Raw genomic sequence first — 19,791 nt, 5'->3', positions numbered from 1 at the left:
CTCAAACATTTAAACGGTTATGAACTACTTTTTCGATCCATTTCCAAGGAAATACTTTTTTCGACACTTCTAATGTTTTTGCGCCTTTCCCAATCGGGTACCGAAGTTTAGGATGGTGACTATTACAGATTTGTACAATTAACCTTGCGACCTTTAATGGATCGTCTCCATTTTGATAGGATTGATTAGCATATTTGTAGATACTCCCAATCAAGGATGATTCCCTATCTATTTGAAAATTCTCCAGCCCCTTTTCCCATATTTTAGTTTTAAATGAAGCAGGTTGCACAATCGAGACATCTATCTGATCCTGTCGTAATTCTAAACGGAGGCTCTCACTAAATCCCTCTAGAGCAAATTTAGAAGAACAGTAAGCAGACATACCTGGCATTCCAATCATTCCGCTAACACTACTAATATTAATGATTTTAGCTCCTATACTTTTTTTCAATAAAGGCAAGAATGTTTGGGTGACACGAATGGCTCCAAAGACATTCGTCTCAAATTGACGAATATAATCCTCCACATGTAAATCCTCTATTAATCCACCTTCACAATACCCTGCATTATTTATTAAAATATCTAGATGAATATTTTGTTTTTTGAAAAATTCCAAAGCTTGTTGCACTGATTTTTCGTCAGTAATATCCATTTGTAGTATATGGATTCGTTCCTGTACTTGATAACGTTCCGCTTCTTCCATCATCTGTGTTTGTTTTTCAACATTTCGCATCGATGCAAAAATGGTATATCCACATTTCGCTAGTTCAAGTGCACTATACATCCCAAACCCACTACTGCTTCCTGTTATGAGAACATTTTTTTCCATTGATCCTCTACCTCTCGACAATGTGATGGAACGATCCATACATCCTGATTTTTCTCTGCAAAGTGATGTATATGAAGAAGGGATCGTTTAAACTCATTATAGTTATTGAGAACTAATCTCCCCAACCTTGTAGGCATCGAATTCTTTCTATAACCATCGGAATCCCATGCGGCGTCCGCAATCAACCAAATATTTCGATACCTGTATGACAAATACACTCCCATTTGTCCTATTGCATGTCCCGAGAGATCTACTGATAGAAGGGAACCATCTCCGAACACATCAAAAACAGGTTCTCCAGGTTTCGCTAATCTCAGGGAGCTCTTTACCTTCTCTTGATAGGTAGGTCCTTCCTCTAAAAATTTCACTCTATCTATGAAATCCTTAGGTAAGAAACCTGGAATAAAACCATTCCGAACCGCTTTCAATCCGACTAAATTTTTGACCGATTCATACGCTTTTTTCGAGCAAATAAATATGGCATTAGGAAAATCCTTTAATCCTGCAATATGATCTCCGTGGAAATGCGTGATGAAAATATACTGAACATCAGAGGCCTTCACCCCAAGGCGTTCTAATTGATGTTTTGCACTCTCATGGTTAGAAAATGATAAAGGGGTTATCTTTCGATAAAGTGAATACGGAAACGTCTTTGTCTCCTTAAAAAAATAATCACTATATCCCGTATCAATAAGAATATGACCTTTTTTGGAATGCTTTATATAAAAAAAATGGGCAGGAAACTGAATGATTTTGAAGGACTTCTCCCGATTTGTCCATTTCTCTACCTGCTTGCAAGCCCCCCCTATTAACACATCAAATTGCTCAATCATGTTCTTCTTCCTTCCACCACTGACTAAAATATTCTATACCTTCTTGAATACTTACCTTTGGTACATAGCCAATCTCTCTTTTTGCTTTTTCTATATTAATTGTTTGACTTTTAGATAAAACAGTTATGGAATAATTTGTAATTTTTGGTTCTTGTCCTTTTTTAAATAAGTGCGAGTGCCATTTTAAAAGCTTTGCTGCAATATTTGCAGTTGCCACATTGATCTTCTTCACTCGCAAGCGTTCGCCAATTTCATCAAATAACACATGAAGAACTTGATGTAAGTTCACCTTCTCGCCATTTGATATATTGTATTTCTGCCCCAATGTCTTTTCTGGTGAATCCATGCATAGCAACAATGCATCCACGACATTTTCCACATAGGTTAAATCAATCGCAACATTTTCATTAAAGACAGGGACAAATCCTTCTCTATTCACTTTGATCAATCGTGGAATAATAGACGTATCACCAGGGCCAAATATAGCTCTAGGTCGAATCGTTATGACAGGCAAGCCTCTTTTAAATGCTTCATCCACCTCTCTCTCTGCTAAAAATTTTGTTTCTGCATAATGATTAATAAATTTTTTAGGAAGTGCATCCTCTTCCTTTACATCTAAACGCTCTTTATTTTTAAAATAAATGCTTGGTGTGGAAACATGAATCATCCTTTTCACGCGGGCACTCATTGCACCTTCAATAATATTCTTCGTGCCAATCACATTCGATGCATAAAAATCCTCATATTTTCCCCATGGCGCGGAAAGGGCTGCACAGTGAAAAATATAATCCATTCCTTGACAATGCTCGATCGTGGATTCCTTAATCGATAAATCATTATAAATGAATCGAATCCCTTTTCCCGCTAATTCCTTTCCTTTCACTTGATTTCTCCCCATCGCTGTTACATGATGCCCCATCTTTCCCAAACGAATGGCAAGCTTTTCACCGAGAAATCCTGTTCCACCTGTCACTAATATATTCATCCATTATCACCATCCCACGATATATCAAATGTTGTTGCATCAACTAGACTGATTCCTCTTTTTCTACGAATCTTGTTTAATTCTAGCAGGAAGCGGAATTGATAAAAAAAGGGGCCGATATCCCTTATATCAAACAATACATCTTTTGAAGTGACTAACATTCGAAAATACTCTCGTACTCCTGCTATTTTCATAAAACGTATCACCGATAGTACCCAGGTTGGGTAAATGATCATCGTCCTATTTTTTACTGGTAAAACTAATTCCTGTCTCCTTCCTAAAAAACATTCAACAATATCAGTGCCACGAAACAAATGGATACCGCTTGTTAAACGAGGATTACATTCGATTGGATACACTTCTCCATCCTTCGTTTGAATAAAATCAAAAGCAATTTGACCCGAAAAATTTAGTTTCTTTACAAAAGCAGACACCCATGTTTCAATCGACTTGACCTGTTCACATTGGAATACAGTCGTTGCTCCCATACCCACCTTATAAATGGATGGATATGTGCAATGTGCCATGATATTTCCTTGCTGAACAAATGAATAGGTACAATACTGCTTCCCTTCAATCAGCTTTTGAATAACCCAAGGATAATTCGAGCTTACAGAAACTGAGGCACCTTTATTATCAGGAAAAAACAATAGCTTTGAAGAGAATCTAGAATAAACCGGTTTTGCAATATAGCTTTCATTTCCAAGCTTATTCAATTGATCATTCCACTGTCCCTGCGACTCTATTAAAAAGGTTTGTGGAACGTTTAAACCAAATTCCCTTGCTGTTTCTATAAACGTAAATTTATTATGTAACGCTAATAAAGTATTAAACGAGTCGGTCAACACCTGACATGACAATGGAAAGCGCTCCTTTTCCTTGGCAATAAAAAAGATCTCTTCACATGTAGGAATAAGCAGCTCAATCCTTTCTTTTTCGATAATCAAGATTAACTGTTCGATATAAAGAGCCAAATGAGTTTTTGGGCTAGCTACCAAGTGATATCCAGAAACAGCTTTACTTTTTTTAATCATGCAATGCTCTAGGCTTTCAGCTATATGAACCTCTATTCCATCGCGTTCAAATAATCTTGCTAATTCAATCGTACTATAAGCACGGCCACCGGTAATAAGCACTTTTTTAATACTCAATGATCAATCCCCCGAGTGACAATCCTGCAGATGTTCCTAGTAATAATACTTTTTGTCCCCTACGAATCTGATTATTTTGGATAGCATCATGCAATGCTAAGGGAATTGAAGCCGCAATTGTATTTCCATAATTCTTAATTACATTTACCATTTTCCTAGATTCAAAGCCTATTTTTCCAGCCATTATTCTCATCGCCATACCACTTGCTTGATGTGGTACTAACCAATCAATCTCATCGGTTGAAAGGGATGCTTGCTCAAGTAATTCATCCATGAAACCATTAATCACCTTCGAGCTCAAGCGAAAAATAGCTTTCCCATCCATATCAAATAGAAAATCCTCTTTAACAGAATGATCATTCGGATGAAGATGAGTACCACCACCCCTAATCTCCGTGAATCTTGCACCTTCACTATGCGTATACATAAGGGAAGCTCGAATGGTTGATTCCTCCCCATCATTTGATCGTCGAATAACACAAGCGACCGCCGCATCCCCAAACAGAACGTAACTCTCCTTTTGCATGGGATTGATGCCAATCGAAGCAATATCACTGGATACTAGTAATACATGACGGTATTTTCCTGCGTCCACCAAAAAACTCATTACATCCAATGCAGTAACAAAGCTTAAGCAAGTAGAATTGATATCAAATGCTGGGATCGGTCGCTTTGGCTTCAACTTTTCGTGTATCAATGATGCTGTACAAGGGATTGGCTGCTCCATCGTTCCACTAGCAGACACAATACAATCAATTTCCTCCAATGTCATCCTCGCATCTTCAAGTGCCTTTTGTGCAACCTTTGCTCCCATTTCAGAGGCTGTTTCCCCATTTGCATAATATCTTTTATATACGCCTGACTTTTTCTCGGTCCAACCATCAGAAAGTCCTAATCTTTTATCAATTTCAGATGAAAGAACAGCTTTTCCAGGCAAATATTTCCCCATGCCTATGATTTTGATTTTTCTCATTTGAATCCCCCTGTTGTATGCTCTCTAACCATTATCTATTAATAGAATACGAATAGTATAAAATTTACAAACTATACAAAAATACCTTTTAATTATACCAAATTGATCCTTTTTCATTATTTATTTCGGGAATAATGAAACTTTGTGCCTATGTGATTTTTATTACTATTATTAAAATTCAGAACCCATAATATTTTTCCGATAACATAGATATGTTATATTAGAGCCATTAGGAGATTTTCCCTTTATCATTTGAAAAAGCAAATAAATGAATGAGGTGAATCCATTGAAATTCAATAAGTGTAGTAAAATATATGAGTGGGAAGGAGATTGGAGTTTAGATAAGATTATTATTAACCGTCTAAATTCTAATTTTAAGAAATGAGGACTAAAACTAAAAAAAGTATGAAAGCGTGGTTACTCTCTCTCCTATGTGCATTATTTACTCTTGGAATCATCGGGGGGTACATCATATCACAAAATCAAAAAGAATCACCTAAAGCTTCTGAAACAAAAGATTCCAGTACTGTGAAAAAAAATGAAAAGGCTTCAACACCAACCCAAAAGTCAAAAAACCCTATCGAAGAAAAGGTAGACCATCTATTAAAGCAAATGACACTTGAAGAAAAAGTAGGACAATTAATTATTGTAGGGTTTCAAACGAAACAACCAGATTCCCTTATTACTGCAATGATTCGGGACTATCATGTAGGTGGGGTTATTCTCTATGATCGGAATATGGATTCCCCTAATCAGGTTACTCATTTAACGAGTGATTTACAACGATTGGCACTGGAAAACACCCACCAGATTCCATTAATTGTGAGCATTGATCAGGAAGGTGGTCAAATTGTAAGAATGAGAGATCATGTTTCACCCATTCCTTCCCAACAAGATTTAGCTAGAAATAAAAATCTAGAGACAGTATATAATACTGCTGTTCTAACAGGATCAGAACTAAAAGCAATGGGAATCAATGTGAATTATGCACCGGTTTTAGACTTGTCGAACCTAGATAGCCGCTCATTTGGGGAAGACCCCCAAAAAGCAAAGGAATTTGGTGAGAAAGTAATTGCTGGCTTTACGAAATCAGGAATCACTGCTACTTTAAAGCACTTTCCTGGAAATGGTCGAAGCAATATCGACCCTCATAAAGATACATCTGCCGTTCAAGCGAATCAGCTTGATCTTGAAAATAGTGATATTTATCCATTTAAAAAGATTATTGAAGAAGTGAATCATCAGAATTTCTTTGTCATGGTTACTCATATTAAATATCCCGCTTACGATAAAGAAAATCCAGCTAGTCTTTCACCAATTATCATCCAGCAACTACTAAGAAACAAATTAGGCTATAAGGGAATTGTTGTAACTGATGACCTAGAAATGGGTGCGGTAAGTAAATATTATTCTTATAAAGAATTAGGATATTCTGCTGTAAAGGCAGGTGCTGACCTTTTGCTTGTATGCCATACATTTGATAGTCAAAAAGAAGTCATCAACGGAGTTATCGAAGCCGTTAAAGCAAACAAACTTTCCGAAGATCGAATCAATGAATCTGTAAAAAGAATTTTAACCTATAAATTTTCTTCTAAAATGATGGATACACAATAGACAAGGAGGGACTTTATGAGCTGGACAGTATTTGAAAATAAACTAAAAAAACGGATGGAAACCGATCATATCCCAGGATGTGCAATTGCAGTTAGTAAAAAAGGAAAAATGATTTATCAAAAAGGATTCGGTGTTAAAAATCTAGAATCAGGTGATTCTGTAACTCCGAAAACCATTTTCGGCATCGCCTCCGTAACTAAGTCTTTTACAGCTTTAGCAATTATGAAGTTAGAAGAAGAAGGATTGCTATCGATTCATGATCCTGTCATTGATTACTTACCAGAATTACAAATATCATTTATTCAGCCAATCGATTCAATTAAAATCCATCATCTATTAACCCATTCAACTGGACTTGCCCCTATCAGGCGAAGAGAGGAACTTAACAATTTCCATCAACACTTAAACTACTTGGCAGAATCCAATCATGACATACTTGGAACGCCTGGTGAATTTATTTCCTATTGTAATGATACCTTCCTATTATTAGGCGCTATTATCGAGCGCCTTACAGGACGATTATTTAGAAGGTATATGACAGAGGAAATTTTAGCCCCTCTCCATCTTCATCGTTCTACCTTTAGTATCGAAGAGCTGCAAAAACTAGAGGATGTTTCAACACCATATGTTTTTAATGAAGAAAAGAGAGATTACGAGGTTCAACCTTGGCCACTTCTAGGAAACTATGAAGTAGGAGGGGGCATTCGTTCTAACGTAGTTGATTTACTTAAATATGGCGAATTATTCCTCAGCCAAGTTCCTCCAATCATTACGAAAAAACAACTAGATAAGATGTGGAAACCATATATGCCATTAAGTACAACTTCTTATTATGGATATGCATTAGAGGTCACTCCAAATTATCACGGGATGACCCTTGTCGAGCATGGTGGAGGACAGCCAGGAGTCTCTTCGCATTTTGGTTTTATCCCTGAGCAAGATTTAGTCGTGGCAATATTAACAAATGTTTCCGATGCATCTGTTAAGGATATATGGATAGAGGTAGTCAATACAGCATTAGATTTACCTATAGAAGAAAGAAGAACTACATACCCTTCCATAGAGTTATCTCAAGAGCAACAAAGAAGATTTCTAGGGACTTATCAATCAGAGGAAGGAACCTGTCTCCAAATAAATCTGGATACACAAGGTTTAAAAGCAAACATCGAAAACAAAGAATTCTTATTATATGCAAGTGATGAAAAAACACTCGTCATTGCTGACATACATAGGCCGATTCGATTTCATATGAATTCTGAGGGAATTCCATGGGCAGCTTTTTTCGGTTTAAGAATGTTATTAAAACAATCCGTCAGTTAAACCTATTTTCCTGTCGGCAGACTATAGATCCGCTCTATGTAAGTAATAGCACTTTTTCTGTGATCAAATGACAACGGCCCGCTATTGCATGAAAAAATGGGTATTAGTTTAGGGAAATATCAAACTTATTATCCTCGTTCATCTTACAAACAAGAAATTTAAATTGCCTGGATTTCTTCAATCCAGGCAATTTCAGCTTCGTACTTTATTAATGTGATTCAACTTTTCTTAATCCTTTTTCATCATACATTTCTTTTTCTTTTCGCTGTGTTGTCCGCTTTTGTTTAAGCTTTCCTGCCAAAATAACAGCAGCTATGACTAAAAGCTCAAATCCGTATTTTACCCATCCATTAGAAAAGTAGTCTGCTAGAAATGGCTCAGCTACAATCATTTTCGATGCAGTCCAAGCAAGTATTGCTGAACCAATGGTGACAATGATTGGGAACTTTTCAATCCATTTAATAATAATTGTACTCCCCCACATAACAACTGGAACGGATACTAATAGTCCAATAATTACAAGTAACATATTCCCGTGGGAAGCACCAGCTACTGCTAAAACATTGTCTAATCCCATTAAAGCATCGGCAATAATAACGGTTCGGATAGCTGCCCAGAAACTACCTGCTGCCTGCACATCACCATGATCATTATCATCAACTAGTAATTTATAAGCAATAATCACTAATAAAAGACCACCTACTAAATGTAAGCCTGGAATATTTAATAACCAAACAACTGCGAGTGTTGCAATGATTCGAATGATGATCGCACCCACTGAACCCCAGATAATTACCTTTTTTTGCTGTGGCTTTGGTAAATTTCTTGCCGCAAGACCAATGAGGATTGCATTATCTCCAGCTAGAACTAGATCAATAACAATAATTGATAGAAGTGCTGTTAAAAATTCCATAAAACTCCTCCTGTTTTCAAAAGTTACCTTGCTAAGTACTAAGCTTTTGCAAATAAAAAGAGACCTCTACCATTATGAGTAATAATGGTAAAGGTCTCGCTAAGCACAATGTTATGCCAACAAAGCCGATGGATGCGATCCATGTAATGACGACCTTGTTTCAGGTATAAAACCTGACGCTACTCCCCTTCACGGTGGAAGATATAGATTAATATATACTAATTATACATAGATTATGAGGGATTGTCTATTTCTTTTAACAAAAAATTGAATAGAACATTCTGAATTACATTTTCTCTACTAATTGTAATACCGCTTCTTGAATTTGTTGATTTAAGCATTGACTCTCCTTTAATGATGATCCCTTTACTCCGAAATAGAATTTAGCTTTTGGTTCTGTCCCAGAAGGACGTATACAGAACCATGAGCCATCCTCAAGTGTAAATTTCAGCACATTCGATTGTGGTAAAGAAATTTTTTTAACTTCCATTGTTTGGAGATTCCTGCTTTCACTAGAAAGATAATCCTCTACTTTAATCACATTTAAGCCAGCAATCTGTGCAGGTGGATTTTTACGAAAGGCGTTTAATATTGCTGAGATTTTTTCCGTTCCTTTTTTCCCTTTTAAGGTTAGTGAATGTAAAGATTCTTTATAATAACCATAGCTATCAAAAATCTCTAATAATCCATCATAAAGTGATTTGCCTTGTGCTTTATAGTAGGCCGCGACCTCCGCAGCAAATACGGCGGATTGTACTGCATCCTTATCCCGAACAAAATCCCCTATTAAATAACCATAGCTTTCTTCATAACCAAAAAGGAAAGTATGCTCCTTCGTTTCTTCAAATTTCTTCATTTTTTCTCCAATAAATTTAAAGCCTGTCAATGTATCTATTGTCTGGATGCCAAAAGATTTTGCAATTTCGCGTCCAATATTTGAAGTTACAATGGTTTTAATAAATACTCCATTTTCAGGTAATGTGCCATTCTCCTTCTTTTTCGTTAATAGATAATGAAGCATGAGTGCGCCTGTTTGATTACCAGTCAACACTTCATATTCCCCATCATGATTTTTTACGGCAATTCCTAAACGGTCAGTATCGGGATCGGTTCCGAGTAAAAGATCGGCATCCATTTCTTTTCCATATTTGATAGCTAATTCAAAAGCTTCATGTTCTTCAGGGTTTGGAGAGATTACAGTTGAAAAATTAGCATCTGGTAACTCCTGTTCTTTAACAACAGTAATATTTTGAAAGCCGAAAGCCTCAAGTCCTTTACGAACAGGAATGTTTCCTGTTCCGTGTAATGGGGTATAAACAATTTTCAAAGTATCCGCTACAGATTGTATCAGTTGCTTATCCTGCTGAATACTTGTTAATGCAGTTAAATAGGCATTGTCCACTTGTTTCCCTATGTATGTTAATAGATCTTTCTCTATAAGTTCAGCCAAATCTGCTACATCAATCTTCAATTCATTCTCTATTTGATTGACATATTGAACTAATACATCCGCCATTTGAGGAGGCATTTGTCCACCATCTGGACCATACACTTTAAAACCATTATATTCTGGCGGATTATGGCTTGCAGTTATCATCACACCAGCAAACGCATACAAATATCGCACTGCGAATGAAAGTATCGGCGTTGGATGTAGCTCATTAAACAAATAAACTTTTATGCCATGATTCCCTACGGTTCTCGCTATCTCTAAAGCAAATTCAGGTGATCCGTGACGACAATCATAGGCAATCACCACACCACGTTGTTTAGCCAATTCACCCTGATCTTCGATATAACAGGCTAAACCCTCAGCTGCTTTTCGAACGGTATAAATATTCATACGATTCGTTCCTACTCCAAGCTCCCCGCGCATTCCACCAGTACCAAATTCAAGATTTTTGTAAAAACGATCCTCGAGCTCCCTGTCATTTCCCATCAATTGTGCTAACTGCTCCTTCAATTTCCCATCTAGCCTTTCATCACTTAACCACTTCTCCACTGATCGTTCCCAGCTCATACCATATCCTCCATCCACCTAACATAATTATCTGTTATTTTACCATAAATCAACGGGACAGAGGGTCGGTTCCTTTGTCCCTTCATTCAAATTCGGGACAGGGGGTCCGGCCCCTTGTCCCTTCCTTGTCCCACCTCCATAAAAAAGTCCACTCATTTTTCGAATGAATGGACTTTATAGTGTTACTCGTTTAAATAAACCCAGGCATATTGAGCATATAGCTCTGCCCCAATGGCTAATGCATCTTCATCAATATTGAATTTCCCATGATGATGAGCCCATTGGGTATCTTTTTCCGGATTCCCACTGCCAACTAAGGCAAAGCTACCTGGGACCTCATCTAGATAAAAGCTAAAATCCTCCCCACCCATTGTTGGTTTTTCGCTAACTAGAGATTCCTCGCCAAATGCCGTGGCAGCAACCTTTTGCACCAAATCGGTACTGTATTTATCATTAATCACAGCTTGTGTCCCTCGAGTGTATTCCACCCTTGCAGTTGCACCATAAAGACTGGCCACATGATCCGCATAATACTGGAGCTGTTTTTCAATATGATCCCTTGTTTGAGGATCAAAACAACGAACTGTACCTTCGATTACTGCATTTTCTGCAATAACATTGAATCGAGTACCAACGACCATTTTTCCGATTGTAAGAACAGCAGGATGTTGCGCATCAATGGTTCTAGACACCACCGTTTGAACATTCATTACAAAGGAAGACGCGACAATTGCTGTATCAATACAATCATGCGGTATTGCACCATGTCCGCCCTTTCCTTTAAACGTTACTTTAAAAAGATCTGCGGATGCAAATGAAGGTCCAGGTGTACAAGAAATTTTTCCAGTCGGCATTTGTGACCATATGTGAATTCCAAAAATATTATCCACACCATCAACTGCACCTTGCTTTACCATGGCCTTTGCACCTTCTGCCACCTCTTCAGCCGGTTGAAAGATCAATCTAACATTTCCAGGCAATTCATCCTTCATCTCCTGAAGTACTTTAGCTGCAATGAGGAGCATGGCTGTATGGGCATCATGACCACATGCATGCATTTTTCCTTCTTCCTTTGATACGTATGATAGTTCTTTATTTAATTCTTCCACAGATAAGGCGTCCATATCTCCCCGTAAAGCAACCGTTTTTCCAGAATTTTTGCCTTCAATTGTAGCAATGACACCTGTTGGATCTGTTCTGCGATGAGCAATGCCTAGTTGTTCAAGATACTGGCAAATAAATTCAGTGGTTTTCTCCTCTTGCCAAGATAGCTCTGGCTTACTATGAAGTTTTCGACGAATATCTTTAAGCTCGTTACTGTATTTTTTTATCGCTTCTTTTATTTTAATTTGGATCATTTTACTTCTACCTCCGTTAAATTCTTCGCTGCTTCGTATAGGATTTGAACCGCATTTGCTAAATCCCGTGAATCCGACCATTCCTCAGGACAATGACTAAGTCCATTTTTACTTGGGACAAAAAGCATCCCCGCTGCTGTAAAGTCTGAAAAGACCATCGCATCATGACCTGCACCACTATTCATTGAGTAATAAGGTATAGCTAATTCGCTACTCTTTTGTTTCAGTAGAGTAATTATTTCTGAATTCATTGATTTTGGCTGCATATATAAAAGCTGATCAACAGACAACCGAATATTATTTTGGTTATGGGAATAAACTAGCTCCCTTACCTTTCGAATCATGTTCTGAACATGTTCTTCTTTCCCTGATCGGATATCCACTGAAAATACGGTTTTTTTCGGGATTACATTTGCTCCATTTGGAAACACCTCGACACTTCCTACCGTAATAACCGAGCCCTCTCCTTCCTCCATGGCAATAGTAGGTAATTCTGCAATTATTTTTGCAGAAGTGACTAGTGCATCAGCACGATGTTCCATCGGCGTAGTGCCTGCATGTCCAGCTTGACCTTCCACTGTAATTTCTAACTGAGTAAGACCAACAATCGTTTCCACCACACCAATAGGAATATTTTTTTCCTCCAGAATCGGTCCTTGCTCAATATGTAATTCTAAATAAGCCTTCATTGATTTCCAGTCCCTTCTTTTAGGCAAAGAAGGATCAAGTCCGATTTTCTCCATCGCTTCTACAGTTGAAATCCCGTCTTTATCTTTTAAACGATAAAAATCCTGTTCACTTAATAACCCAACGATTCCTCGAGATCCCATCAATCCTCCACCAAATCTTGTTCCCTCTTCTTCCACTAAGGCAATGATTTCTAGGGGATATTTGGGAATCAACTGATTTTTCGAAAAAAGCTCAGCTACAACAAGGCCCGCTACCACTCCCGCCGGTCCATCATAATTACCACCATGGGGAACCGAATCAAAATGGGAACCAATGAGAACACTAGGTGCATCCTGCAAGACCCCATCCATCTTGCCAAAAACATTACCAAAGCCATCCTCATGAACTTTAAGCCCATATTCATCCATTTTTTCTTTTATATACGTTCTAGCTCCCAAGTCTTCCTGACTATAGGTAAATCTCGTCGTTCCCTTATTTGGGGTTGAGGTGTATTTACTTATTTCCTGTAGATGTTTTTCGATTCGTTCCTGAATATCTATCATTTCTCTCTCCCCCATACTATAAAAATTTTACGAATATTCCCGCTAAAATAACGGATACAATAGTGACCGTAATGAAACCCCCGACAAGCATTGGTGGTAACATCTGACTTGTTAGGATTTCTTTTTCCTTTTCATCAGTAGTTAGTGAATTAATGACTTCATTCGTGATAATGTAATCAGCAGGAAATCCATATAAGGCGGTTAAAGAAACTGCAAATGCCATTTCCTTGCTGACTTTTAAAAACTTCCCCGCAATAAATGAAAATATATACATACCAACGACACCAATAACAATACATCCCACAAGAGGATATAAAATTTGAAGCATCATACTTGGTGTTGCTTGTTTTAATCCATCAAAGATGAATAGCATTAACGCAACGATGGCAAAACCAAAACCATTTGCTTTTTGCAGCACTTGCTTTTCCAAAAAACCAATGCTCTTTGCGATTACACCAAAAAGTAAGCAAAGAACAAAGGGACTAATTGAAACAATAGGTGCCAATAATGTAGAAACTTGATAAGCAAGGAAAGCAACAAAGGCTAGTCTGAAAAACTTAAAAAATTCCGTATTATATTTTTCTGGTAATCTTTTAAATAGTTTAAGTTCCTTCATTCCATGTTCTGCTGTAGCGGCTACCTCTGAGGAACCTTCCTCCTTTACCTTCAATTGTCCACTTCGATATTGTTTCAAAAGACGCTTCCCTTCTTTTTTCAACATAATAGATGTAAGTGGATAACCAGCAAATCCCTGCATCACATAGATGACAATCGCAAAAACGGATAGAGATGCAAGCCCCACTTCCTTTGCACCTTCTGACATGATTAGGGCAGATACGACCCCACCCACTAAAGGTGGAATAGCTACAACAACGGTCTTAAATCCAAATAGAAGGGATCCAACGATAAATAACAGAACAATAATTCCAATAATCCCTGAAAGAGCAATAACAATCGTTTTCCATTGATTCTTTAGTTCCTGAAGCGATAACAAGGTACCCATGTTCGTAATTAATAAATACATCATCATTGTAGCTACCACCGGGGGCACACCAGATATCGCTACAATATCTTGTGGAAAAAATGTCCAATATCCAATAAGAAAAAGGACCGCACAGATAAAAATAGAGGGTACCCATGCTTTCGTCCGAACAGCAACTAGGTCCCCAATAAACAAGATCAATAAAAGAATGACTAAGGCTAACATTTGCGACATAAGATTCACTTCTCTTCCTAGGATGTATTTACTCTCATTTGCGATACGCAATATATTGAATAAATAGAATAATAATATAATTATTCCATACAGTCAAACTTTTTTAAATAGTTTTATAATTAAGAAGGGACAGGGGGTCGGTTCCGCTGTCCCGAATTTTGGGACAAGAGAACCGTCCCTCTGTCCCCTTTAAAGTGTGAATGTCTCTTTAATTGTTCCTACCTCTATGCCTGAATCATTTTTGACAATGGAGGGTTTTAACATTCTAAGTTTGTGAATTGTCTCTTTATTTTTATAGTCGATTTGTTCAAGAATGGATGCAACGATGTTTGGCCATACTTCTTCCGATCCATTGATTACCTTTAAAGCAAAGGCAATTCGTTCGTTTTTTAAACCAAAGCCATAAACACCTTGGGCACCACCTTTTGCTACTATATTAGGATCTTGTAATAGAATGGAACAAATAAAGTGTTCAGAGGCAATCATGTTATACTGATGATTCATCGTACGTGTTAATTTAACAACAGCAGCTTTTAATCCAGAATCATCAATCAAATCTGGACATGCGAATTTCAAATATGTTAGTGCCATGGAATGTAATGGAATCGCAAAGACAGGAACACCACAACCATCTATTCCAACTTTAATTTCTGAAATAGGAACTTCAGATAATGTCGATAAAATTTGTACGATATGCTGCTGAAGAGGATGATCCTGCTCCCAATAATTAGCAACTGGATATCCTAGTTCACGGCAAACAGCCACAAATCCTATATGCTTTCCTGAACAATTATGATAGAGTCTTCTTTTTGTCTTTCCCTCGCCAATCATTTTTTCTCTCGGTTCTATATTTAATGGATAGGAAGGCGGGCAGAATAAATCTTCTTCCACAACTGGCAATTTGTTTAATAACGATTCAAGAGCATTGATATGGTAAGATTCTCCACGATGTGATGCAGAAAATAAGGCTGCCTCTTCCTCTGTAATATTATATTTTTCTATAATATTTGTTAAAAATAGTGGTAAGGCTTGAATCGGTTTTGCTGCAGATCGCAAAAATACTTCTTGTTGTGAGTTTCCTACTTGATAGATCTGTTTTTTCATCTCATTTATGCCGCAAATGATGCCGAAGTGTTTATTCTCAACCAATCCTGCTCTAGTTTCTTCTATTAATATGTCAAACCCCATGTTCATTTCTCCTCTTTCACTAAAACATTCATTAATGTGGCTTGTGCTAGGATAGCAGCTCCAAGTCCACATTCCTGGTAAACTACCATAATGTTTTTTTGTAAAATTATATTAATTTTAAAATCAAAAATTATTTAAAATAATTATAACTATGAAAAATTCCCCTTACAACTGTACTAATTTTTATTTTCAAAAAAATTAATCATTGATTAATATGAGATTGTAATTTTGTTTGTATAAAAGAAAAATAGGCTGCTCCTTAATCGGAACAACCTACTCAACTTTTATTCTATTTATTTAAGGACCAATTCCCCTATTTGCGCGCCTGCATTAACATCATCGGAATCATACCTTTTTAGCTCAGAAATTTTCTCATCAAAGTTTGTAAATACAAGAACTGTTGTTGTTTCTTTGCCTTTTTCCTTGAGATACGCTAGATCAAATGTGCCTAAACTGTCATTCGTATGAATCTTATCTCCAGCCTTTACCGTGATCTCAAATCCTTCTCCATTTAATTCAACTGTATCTAAGCCGAGATGTAAAAGGATCTCTACTCCTTCTTTCGTTTCCATTCCAATAGCGTGTTTAGTCGGAAATACCTGTGTAACGGTCCCATCAATCGGTGCAAGGACCTTTCCGTTATTTGGAATAAATGCAAAGCCATCCCCCATCATTTTCTGAGAAAAAACTGGATCTGGTACATCCTCCAATGGAATTATTTTTGCATTGAGAGGGCTTGATATGATCACATTACTCTTTGTTTTATTTTTCTTAAAAAACAATTTTCTCACTCCCATTATTATTTTCTTGGTTATAGGAGGCTTTTTCTCATATAACTTGAAGCAAACTTCTGCTCTTTTCTATAACTTTTATTTTTTTGATAGTGTAGAACAATCAAAAAAATCTTATTAGACTCCCCCCGAACCATACCTATATTAATGGTAGGAAGTCTATATATTGTAGAAAAAAGCCTTATAGGAAAGGGCTGTTTTCGTATAGTTTGTAGCTCTTTTCGCAGTGAAATGAAAGGTGTAGCGGTCTTCATCTGAGCGTTACTCGTTAAAACTTCACTTAAATAGCAACAATGCTTGAGAAAAGAGCCTAGGAAAAAGAAGTTCCATTAGAGGAACCTCTTTTGTATCACTCTTAAATCAAGACGCCTTCTTTATACTTTTTATTCAGTGTTGGCCAATATTCTTTATTTGCCTCAATTAAGTCATCCAACACCGCTTTAGCTACGCGTGCGGATGGGAATGTTTTATTTAGTGTAAATGCTTGTAACGCCTTTTCATAAGAACCTTCTGTAATTGCCTCAACCAAGATTTTTTCAGATGCTAACTGTTGTTCAATCATTGCCTGATGGAAATAAGGAATTTCTCCTACATATTCTGGAACAGGCCCTTTACTTGTAATTAAGCATGGAACCTCAACCATCGCATTAGCCGGTAAGTTTGGAATGGTTCCGTTGTTTTCTACCATTACAAGATATCTCTTTGCTAAGTTTTTTGCAAGTGAAACGGTTACATCTACGATAAAGATTCCATGGACACCTACATGAAACTCATCAGCTAAAACTCCAGTTTCTTCATAATTCTTAACTGTTTCAAACAATGATTTCTCGCGGCCATCCATCACTTCATTTGCTCGTGTATATTCCTTATTCGAAGTTTCGACGATATAATCTGGGAAGAAATAATATTGTAAATAAGGATTTGGAATATAGTCTGGGAAGTAATCCATTATTAATTTAATATTTTTAAAGGTTTTAATCCATGATGAATCTGCATGGCGATAATCAATTTTTGAAACATCCTCTGTCAATAATCCATATTGATAAATATGCTCCCGTAATTCCGGAAGACGATCTACTCCGTCTACTTTCACTTTCGTAAACCATCCAAAATGATTTAGTCCGAAATAATCCACCTCTAGCTCTTCTCTCTCGACACCAAGAATGGCACTCATATTGCGCATTGTGGCAACTGGCATATCACAAATATTGATGACTCTAGCATGTGGTCTTAATTTACGAACACCTTCTGCAACGATAGAGGCTGGGTTAGAGTAATTCACAATCCAACAAGAAGGCTTAGCATATTTTTCAACAAAATCAATTAACTCAACCATCGGGAAAATCGTTCTTAATCCATAGGCTAATCCACCAGGTCCACATGTTTCTTGACCGACAACATTGTGGGAAAGGGGAATCTTTTCATCAAGCTCTCTCATTGCATATTTCCCCACCCTCATTTGGGCAAAAACAAAATCTACATCATCGAAGGCAACTTGTGGATCTGTTGTTTCCACTATGTTGATACGATCAGTATATTCAGCAATGACTGCTTTGGCAGCAATTACTACCTTTGATTGACGCTCCCCATCAATATCGTAAAATCGTAATTCAGATAACGGTAAATCTTCTAATCTATCCATTAAACTTCTTACAATTCCAGGAGTATACGTACTACCGCCACCAGCTATCGCTAATTTATATGTTTTCATCTTATATTCCTCCTAAGCTACTATCTACTTGATCCCGAACAGATTTAACATTTAATCCATAAACAACCTGAACATTATTACCAGACTTGATCACACCTTTTGAGCCTGTTTGTTTCAATAGGTTTTCGTCCACAATATCTGGATTTTTCAATACAAGCCTTAATCTTGTATAGCAATTATCAACGTTCTCAATATTTTCACTTCCACCCAAAGCAGTAATAATTGTCTGCCCAACTGGAGAGGAAGCCTTCTCTTTTTCCCTTGTCTTATTTGTTGATTGAACTGGAATCTGCTCTACTGCAATGTCTGTATCATCTTCACGGCCCGGTGTTTTTAAATTCAATTTTAAAATTAAGAAGCGGAATATAATGAAGTAAAGTGCAAACATAAATAATCCGACTAATATAAACAGCGGCCAATTGGATTTTGTTGTCCCTAATGGCAGGTTATAAAGTAAGAAATCAATAAAACCATTTGCCCCAATTGCATGGACACCTAACAGACTTAACAGCATCATACCTGTACCAGCTAAAACTGCATGAACAACGAATAGGACAGGAGCAACAAACATGAACGCAAATTCGATTGGTTCCGTTACACCTAATAAGAAGGAAGTAACCGCTGCAGGTAATAAGACCGCTTTTGCCATTGATTTTTTACCTTTTTTTGCAGTCACGTACATCGCTACTGCAGCACCCATTAGTCCAAACATTTTACTTAATCCACGGGCATCCCAGTTTACAGTGCTGCTTAACACTGGAATACTTTTATCTGCCATTTCAGCAAAGTAAATATTTCTTGCCCCATAGACAATATCTTTGCCGATCTGTTCTGTTCCACCTAATTCTGTATATAAAAATGGTGTATATACAAGATGATGCAGACCAGTAGGGATTAAAATTCGTTCGAGGAATCCATATACTAAGAAGCCAAAAGACCCTAAGCTTTTAATACCAATTGCTAATGCCGTAATTCCATTTTGAACAAATGGCCAAAATTCAGCGGCCAATACACCTAAAATCATCGCACTTGGAATGGCCAGAATAGCAACGAAACGATGACCAGAATAAATTTGCATAACACCTTTAAATTTCGTATCACAATATTTATTGTGTAAAACCCCTACCAAAGCCCCGATTAAAATACCGGAAAACACACCCATTTCAAGCACTTGAACATTCAATACCATGGCTTGCCCAGAAGATTGCATAGACTCAGTTGGTACTAAACGATCTGCTAATTTCAATACTTGATGCATGGCATTGATGAAAATAACGAAAGAAACTAAGCCAGTTAAAGCCGCATACCCTTTATCCTTTTTCGCCAATCCAATTGGGATCCCAACGGCGAAAACTAAGGCTAGGTTTTGAAGAATCGAAACGGCCGATCCTGAAATAAACTGTCCAATATTCTGTATAAATGGATGTTTTAAAAATGGAATATATTCTGCTAAGTTCCCATTTCCAAATACATTACCAAAGGCTATAAACAGCCCTATAATCGGTAAAAGTAATATAGGTGCAAATAATGATTTTCCAAAAAGTTGAAGACCATTCAAGACCCTTTTCATTCGCAACCTTCCTTTCAACAAGTAAACGCTATCAATTACATTCACAGTATAATGCCGTTTTCCTACTCACGAAAGGGAAAACGGCGA

The 19,791-nt window shown here is 37.1% G+C and carries 16 protein-coding genes; 2 read left to right on the top strand and 14 right to left on the bottom strand.

The features are described from left to right. Position 1: 1 nt before the first annotated feature. The 5 genes from NST63_RS05070 to NST63_RS05050 are packed head-to-tail and all read right to left on the bottom strand — an operon-like array spanning position 2 to position 4,771. Positions 2 to 829, bottom strand: a complete 828-nt coding sequence (locus NST63_RS05070; RefSeq protein ID WP_341041454.1) for an SDR family oxidoreductase — start codon at positions 827 to 829, stop codon at positions 2 to 4. Then, complete coding sequence (locus NST63_RS05065; protein WP_341041453.1) at positions 808 to 1,662, bottom strand: MBL fold metallo-hydrolase; 855 nt, start codon at positions 1,660 to 1,662, stop codon at positions 808 to 810. The genes NST63_RS05070 and NST63_RS05065 overlap by 22 nt, the downstream gene beginning before the upstream one ends. Then, positions 1,655 to 2,647 carry an NAD-dependent epimerase/dehydratase family protein gene (locus tag NST63_RS05060; protein WP_212944795.1) on the bottom strand — a complete coding sequence of 331 codons (993 nt, stop codon included), beginning with the start codon at positions 2,645 to 2,647 and terminating at the stop codon, positions 1,655 to 1,657. The genes NST63_RS05065 and NST63_RS05060 overlap by 8 nt, the downstream gene beginning before the upstream one ends. Beyond that, on the bottom strand, positions 2,644 to 3,798 hold the full coding sequence (locus tag NST63_RS05055) for an ATP-grasp domain-containing protein (RefSeq protein ID WP_341041452.1): 1,155 nt from the start codon (positions 3,796 to 3,798) through the stop codon (positions 2,644 to 2,646). The genes NST63_RS05060 and NST63_RS05055 overlap by 4 nt, the downstream gene beginning before the upstream one ends. Continuing rightward, complete coding sequence (locus NST63_RS05050) at positions 3,788 to 4,771, bottom strand: beta-ketoacyl-ACP synthase III (RefSeq protein WP_341041450.1); 984 nt, start codon at positions 4,769 to 4,771, stop codon at positions 3,788 to 3,790. The genes NST63_RS05055 and NST63_RS05050 overlap by 11 nt, the downstream gene beginning before the upstream one ends. Before the next feature lie 528 nt (positions 4,772 to 5,299). On the opposite strand from NST63_RS05050, the gene nagZ reads away from it, so the two are divergent. Together nagZ and NST63_RS05040 are read left to right on the top strand one after the other, a co-directional pair. After that, positions 5,300 to 6,385, top strand: a complete 1,086-nt coding sequence (gene nagZ, locus NST63_RS05045) for a beta-N-acetylhexosaminidase (RefSeq protein ID WP_341041449.1) — start codon at positions 5,300 to 5,302, stop codon at positions 6,383 to 6,385. A 15-nt stretch (positions 6,386 to 6,400) separates the two neighbouring features. Beyond that, entirely contained in the window at positions 6,401 to 7,705 is a 1,305-nt protein-coding gene (locus NST63_RS05040; RefSeq protein ID WP_341041448.1) for a serine hydrolase domain-containing protein, read from the top strand. A gap of 208 nt (positions 7,706 to 7,913) precedes the next feature. Here the strand turns inward: NST63_RS05040 and NST63_RS05035 are convergent, their stop codons facing one another. From NST63_RS05035 to NST63_RS04995, 9 genes are all read right to left on the bottom strand, one after another. Then, a complete protein-coding gene (locus NST63_RS05035; RefSeq protein WP_341041447.1) occupies positions 7,914 to 8,618 on the bottom strand; it encodes a TerC family protein in 705 nt (234 codons plus the stop codon). A gap of 286 nt (positions 8,619 to 8,904) precedes the next feature. Beyond that, positions 8,905 to 10,638: a phospho-sugar mutase gene (locus NST63_RS05030; RefSeq protein ID WP_341041445.1), complete on the bottom strand. Its 1,734-nt coding sequence runs from the start codon at positions 10,636 to 10,638 to the stop codon at positions 8,905 to 8,907. Positions 10,639 to 10,820: 182 nt separating this feature from the next. Continuing rightward, complete coding sequence (locus NST63_RS05025) at positions 10,821 to 11,996, bottom strand: amidohydrolase (RefSeq protein WP_341041443.1); 1,176 nt, start codon at positions 11,994 to 11,996, stop codon at positions 10,821 to 10,823. After that, entirely contained in the window at positions 11,993 to 13,228 is a 1,236-nt protein-coding gene (locus NST63_RS05020) for a Zn-dependent hydrolase (protein ID WP_341041441.1), read from the bottom strand. Before NST63_RS05020 ends, NST63_RS05025 begins: the two co-directional genes overlap by 4 nt. A gap of 16 nt (positions 13,229 to 13,244) precedes the next feature. Next, on the bottom strand, positions 13,245 to 14,444 hold the full coding sequence (locus NST63_RS05015; protein ID WP_071975214.1) for a hypothetical protein: 1,200 nt from the start codon (positions 14,442 to 14,444) through the stop codon (positions 13,245 to 13,247). A 189-nt stretch (positions 14,445 to 14,633) separates the two neighbouring features. Beyond that, positions 14,634 to 15,632, bottom strand: a complete 999-nt coding sequence (locus NST63_RS05010) for an asparaginase (RefSeq protein ID WP_180212001.1) — start codon at positions 15,630 to 15,632, stop codon at positions 14,634 to 14,636. Positions 15,633 to 15,925: 293 nt separating this feature from the next. Continuing rightward, the gene (locus tag NST63_RS05005; RefSeq protein WP_395132394.1) at positions 15,926 to 16,423 is read right to left on the bottom strand and encodes a PTS sugar transporter subunit IIA; all 498 of its coding nucleotides are present in this window, start codon (positions 16,421 to 16,423) and stop codon (positions 15,926 to 15,928) included. A gap of 355 nt (positions 16,424 to 16,778) precedes the next feature. Beyond that, positions 16,779 to 18,134: a 6-phospho-alpha-glucosidase gene (locus tag NST63_RS05000; RefSeq protein ID WP_071975218.1), complete on the bottom strand. Its 1,356-nt coding sequence runs from the start codon at positions 18,132 to 18,134 to the stop codon at positions 16,779 to 16,781. 1 nt (position 18,135) lies between these two features. Further along, positions 18,136 to 19,704, bottom strand: coding sequence for a PTS transporter subunit EIIC (locus tag NST63_RS04995; protein WP_071975219.1), 1,569 nt, complete (start codon positions 19,702 to 19,704; stop codon positions 18,136 to 18,138). Positions 19,705 to 19,791 lie beyond the last annotated feature (87 nt).

Source organism: Heyndrickxia sp. FSL W8-0496, assembly GCF_038007825.1.
Classification (GTDB): domain Bacteria; phylum Bacillota; class Bacilli; order Bacillales; family Bacillaceae_C; genus Heyndrickxia; species Heyndrickxia oleronia.
The sequence above is the reverse complement of the archived record's forward strand: the minus strand, read 5'-3'. Positions and strand labels throughout refer to the sequence as shown.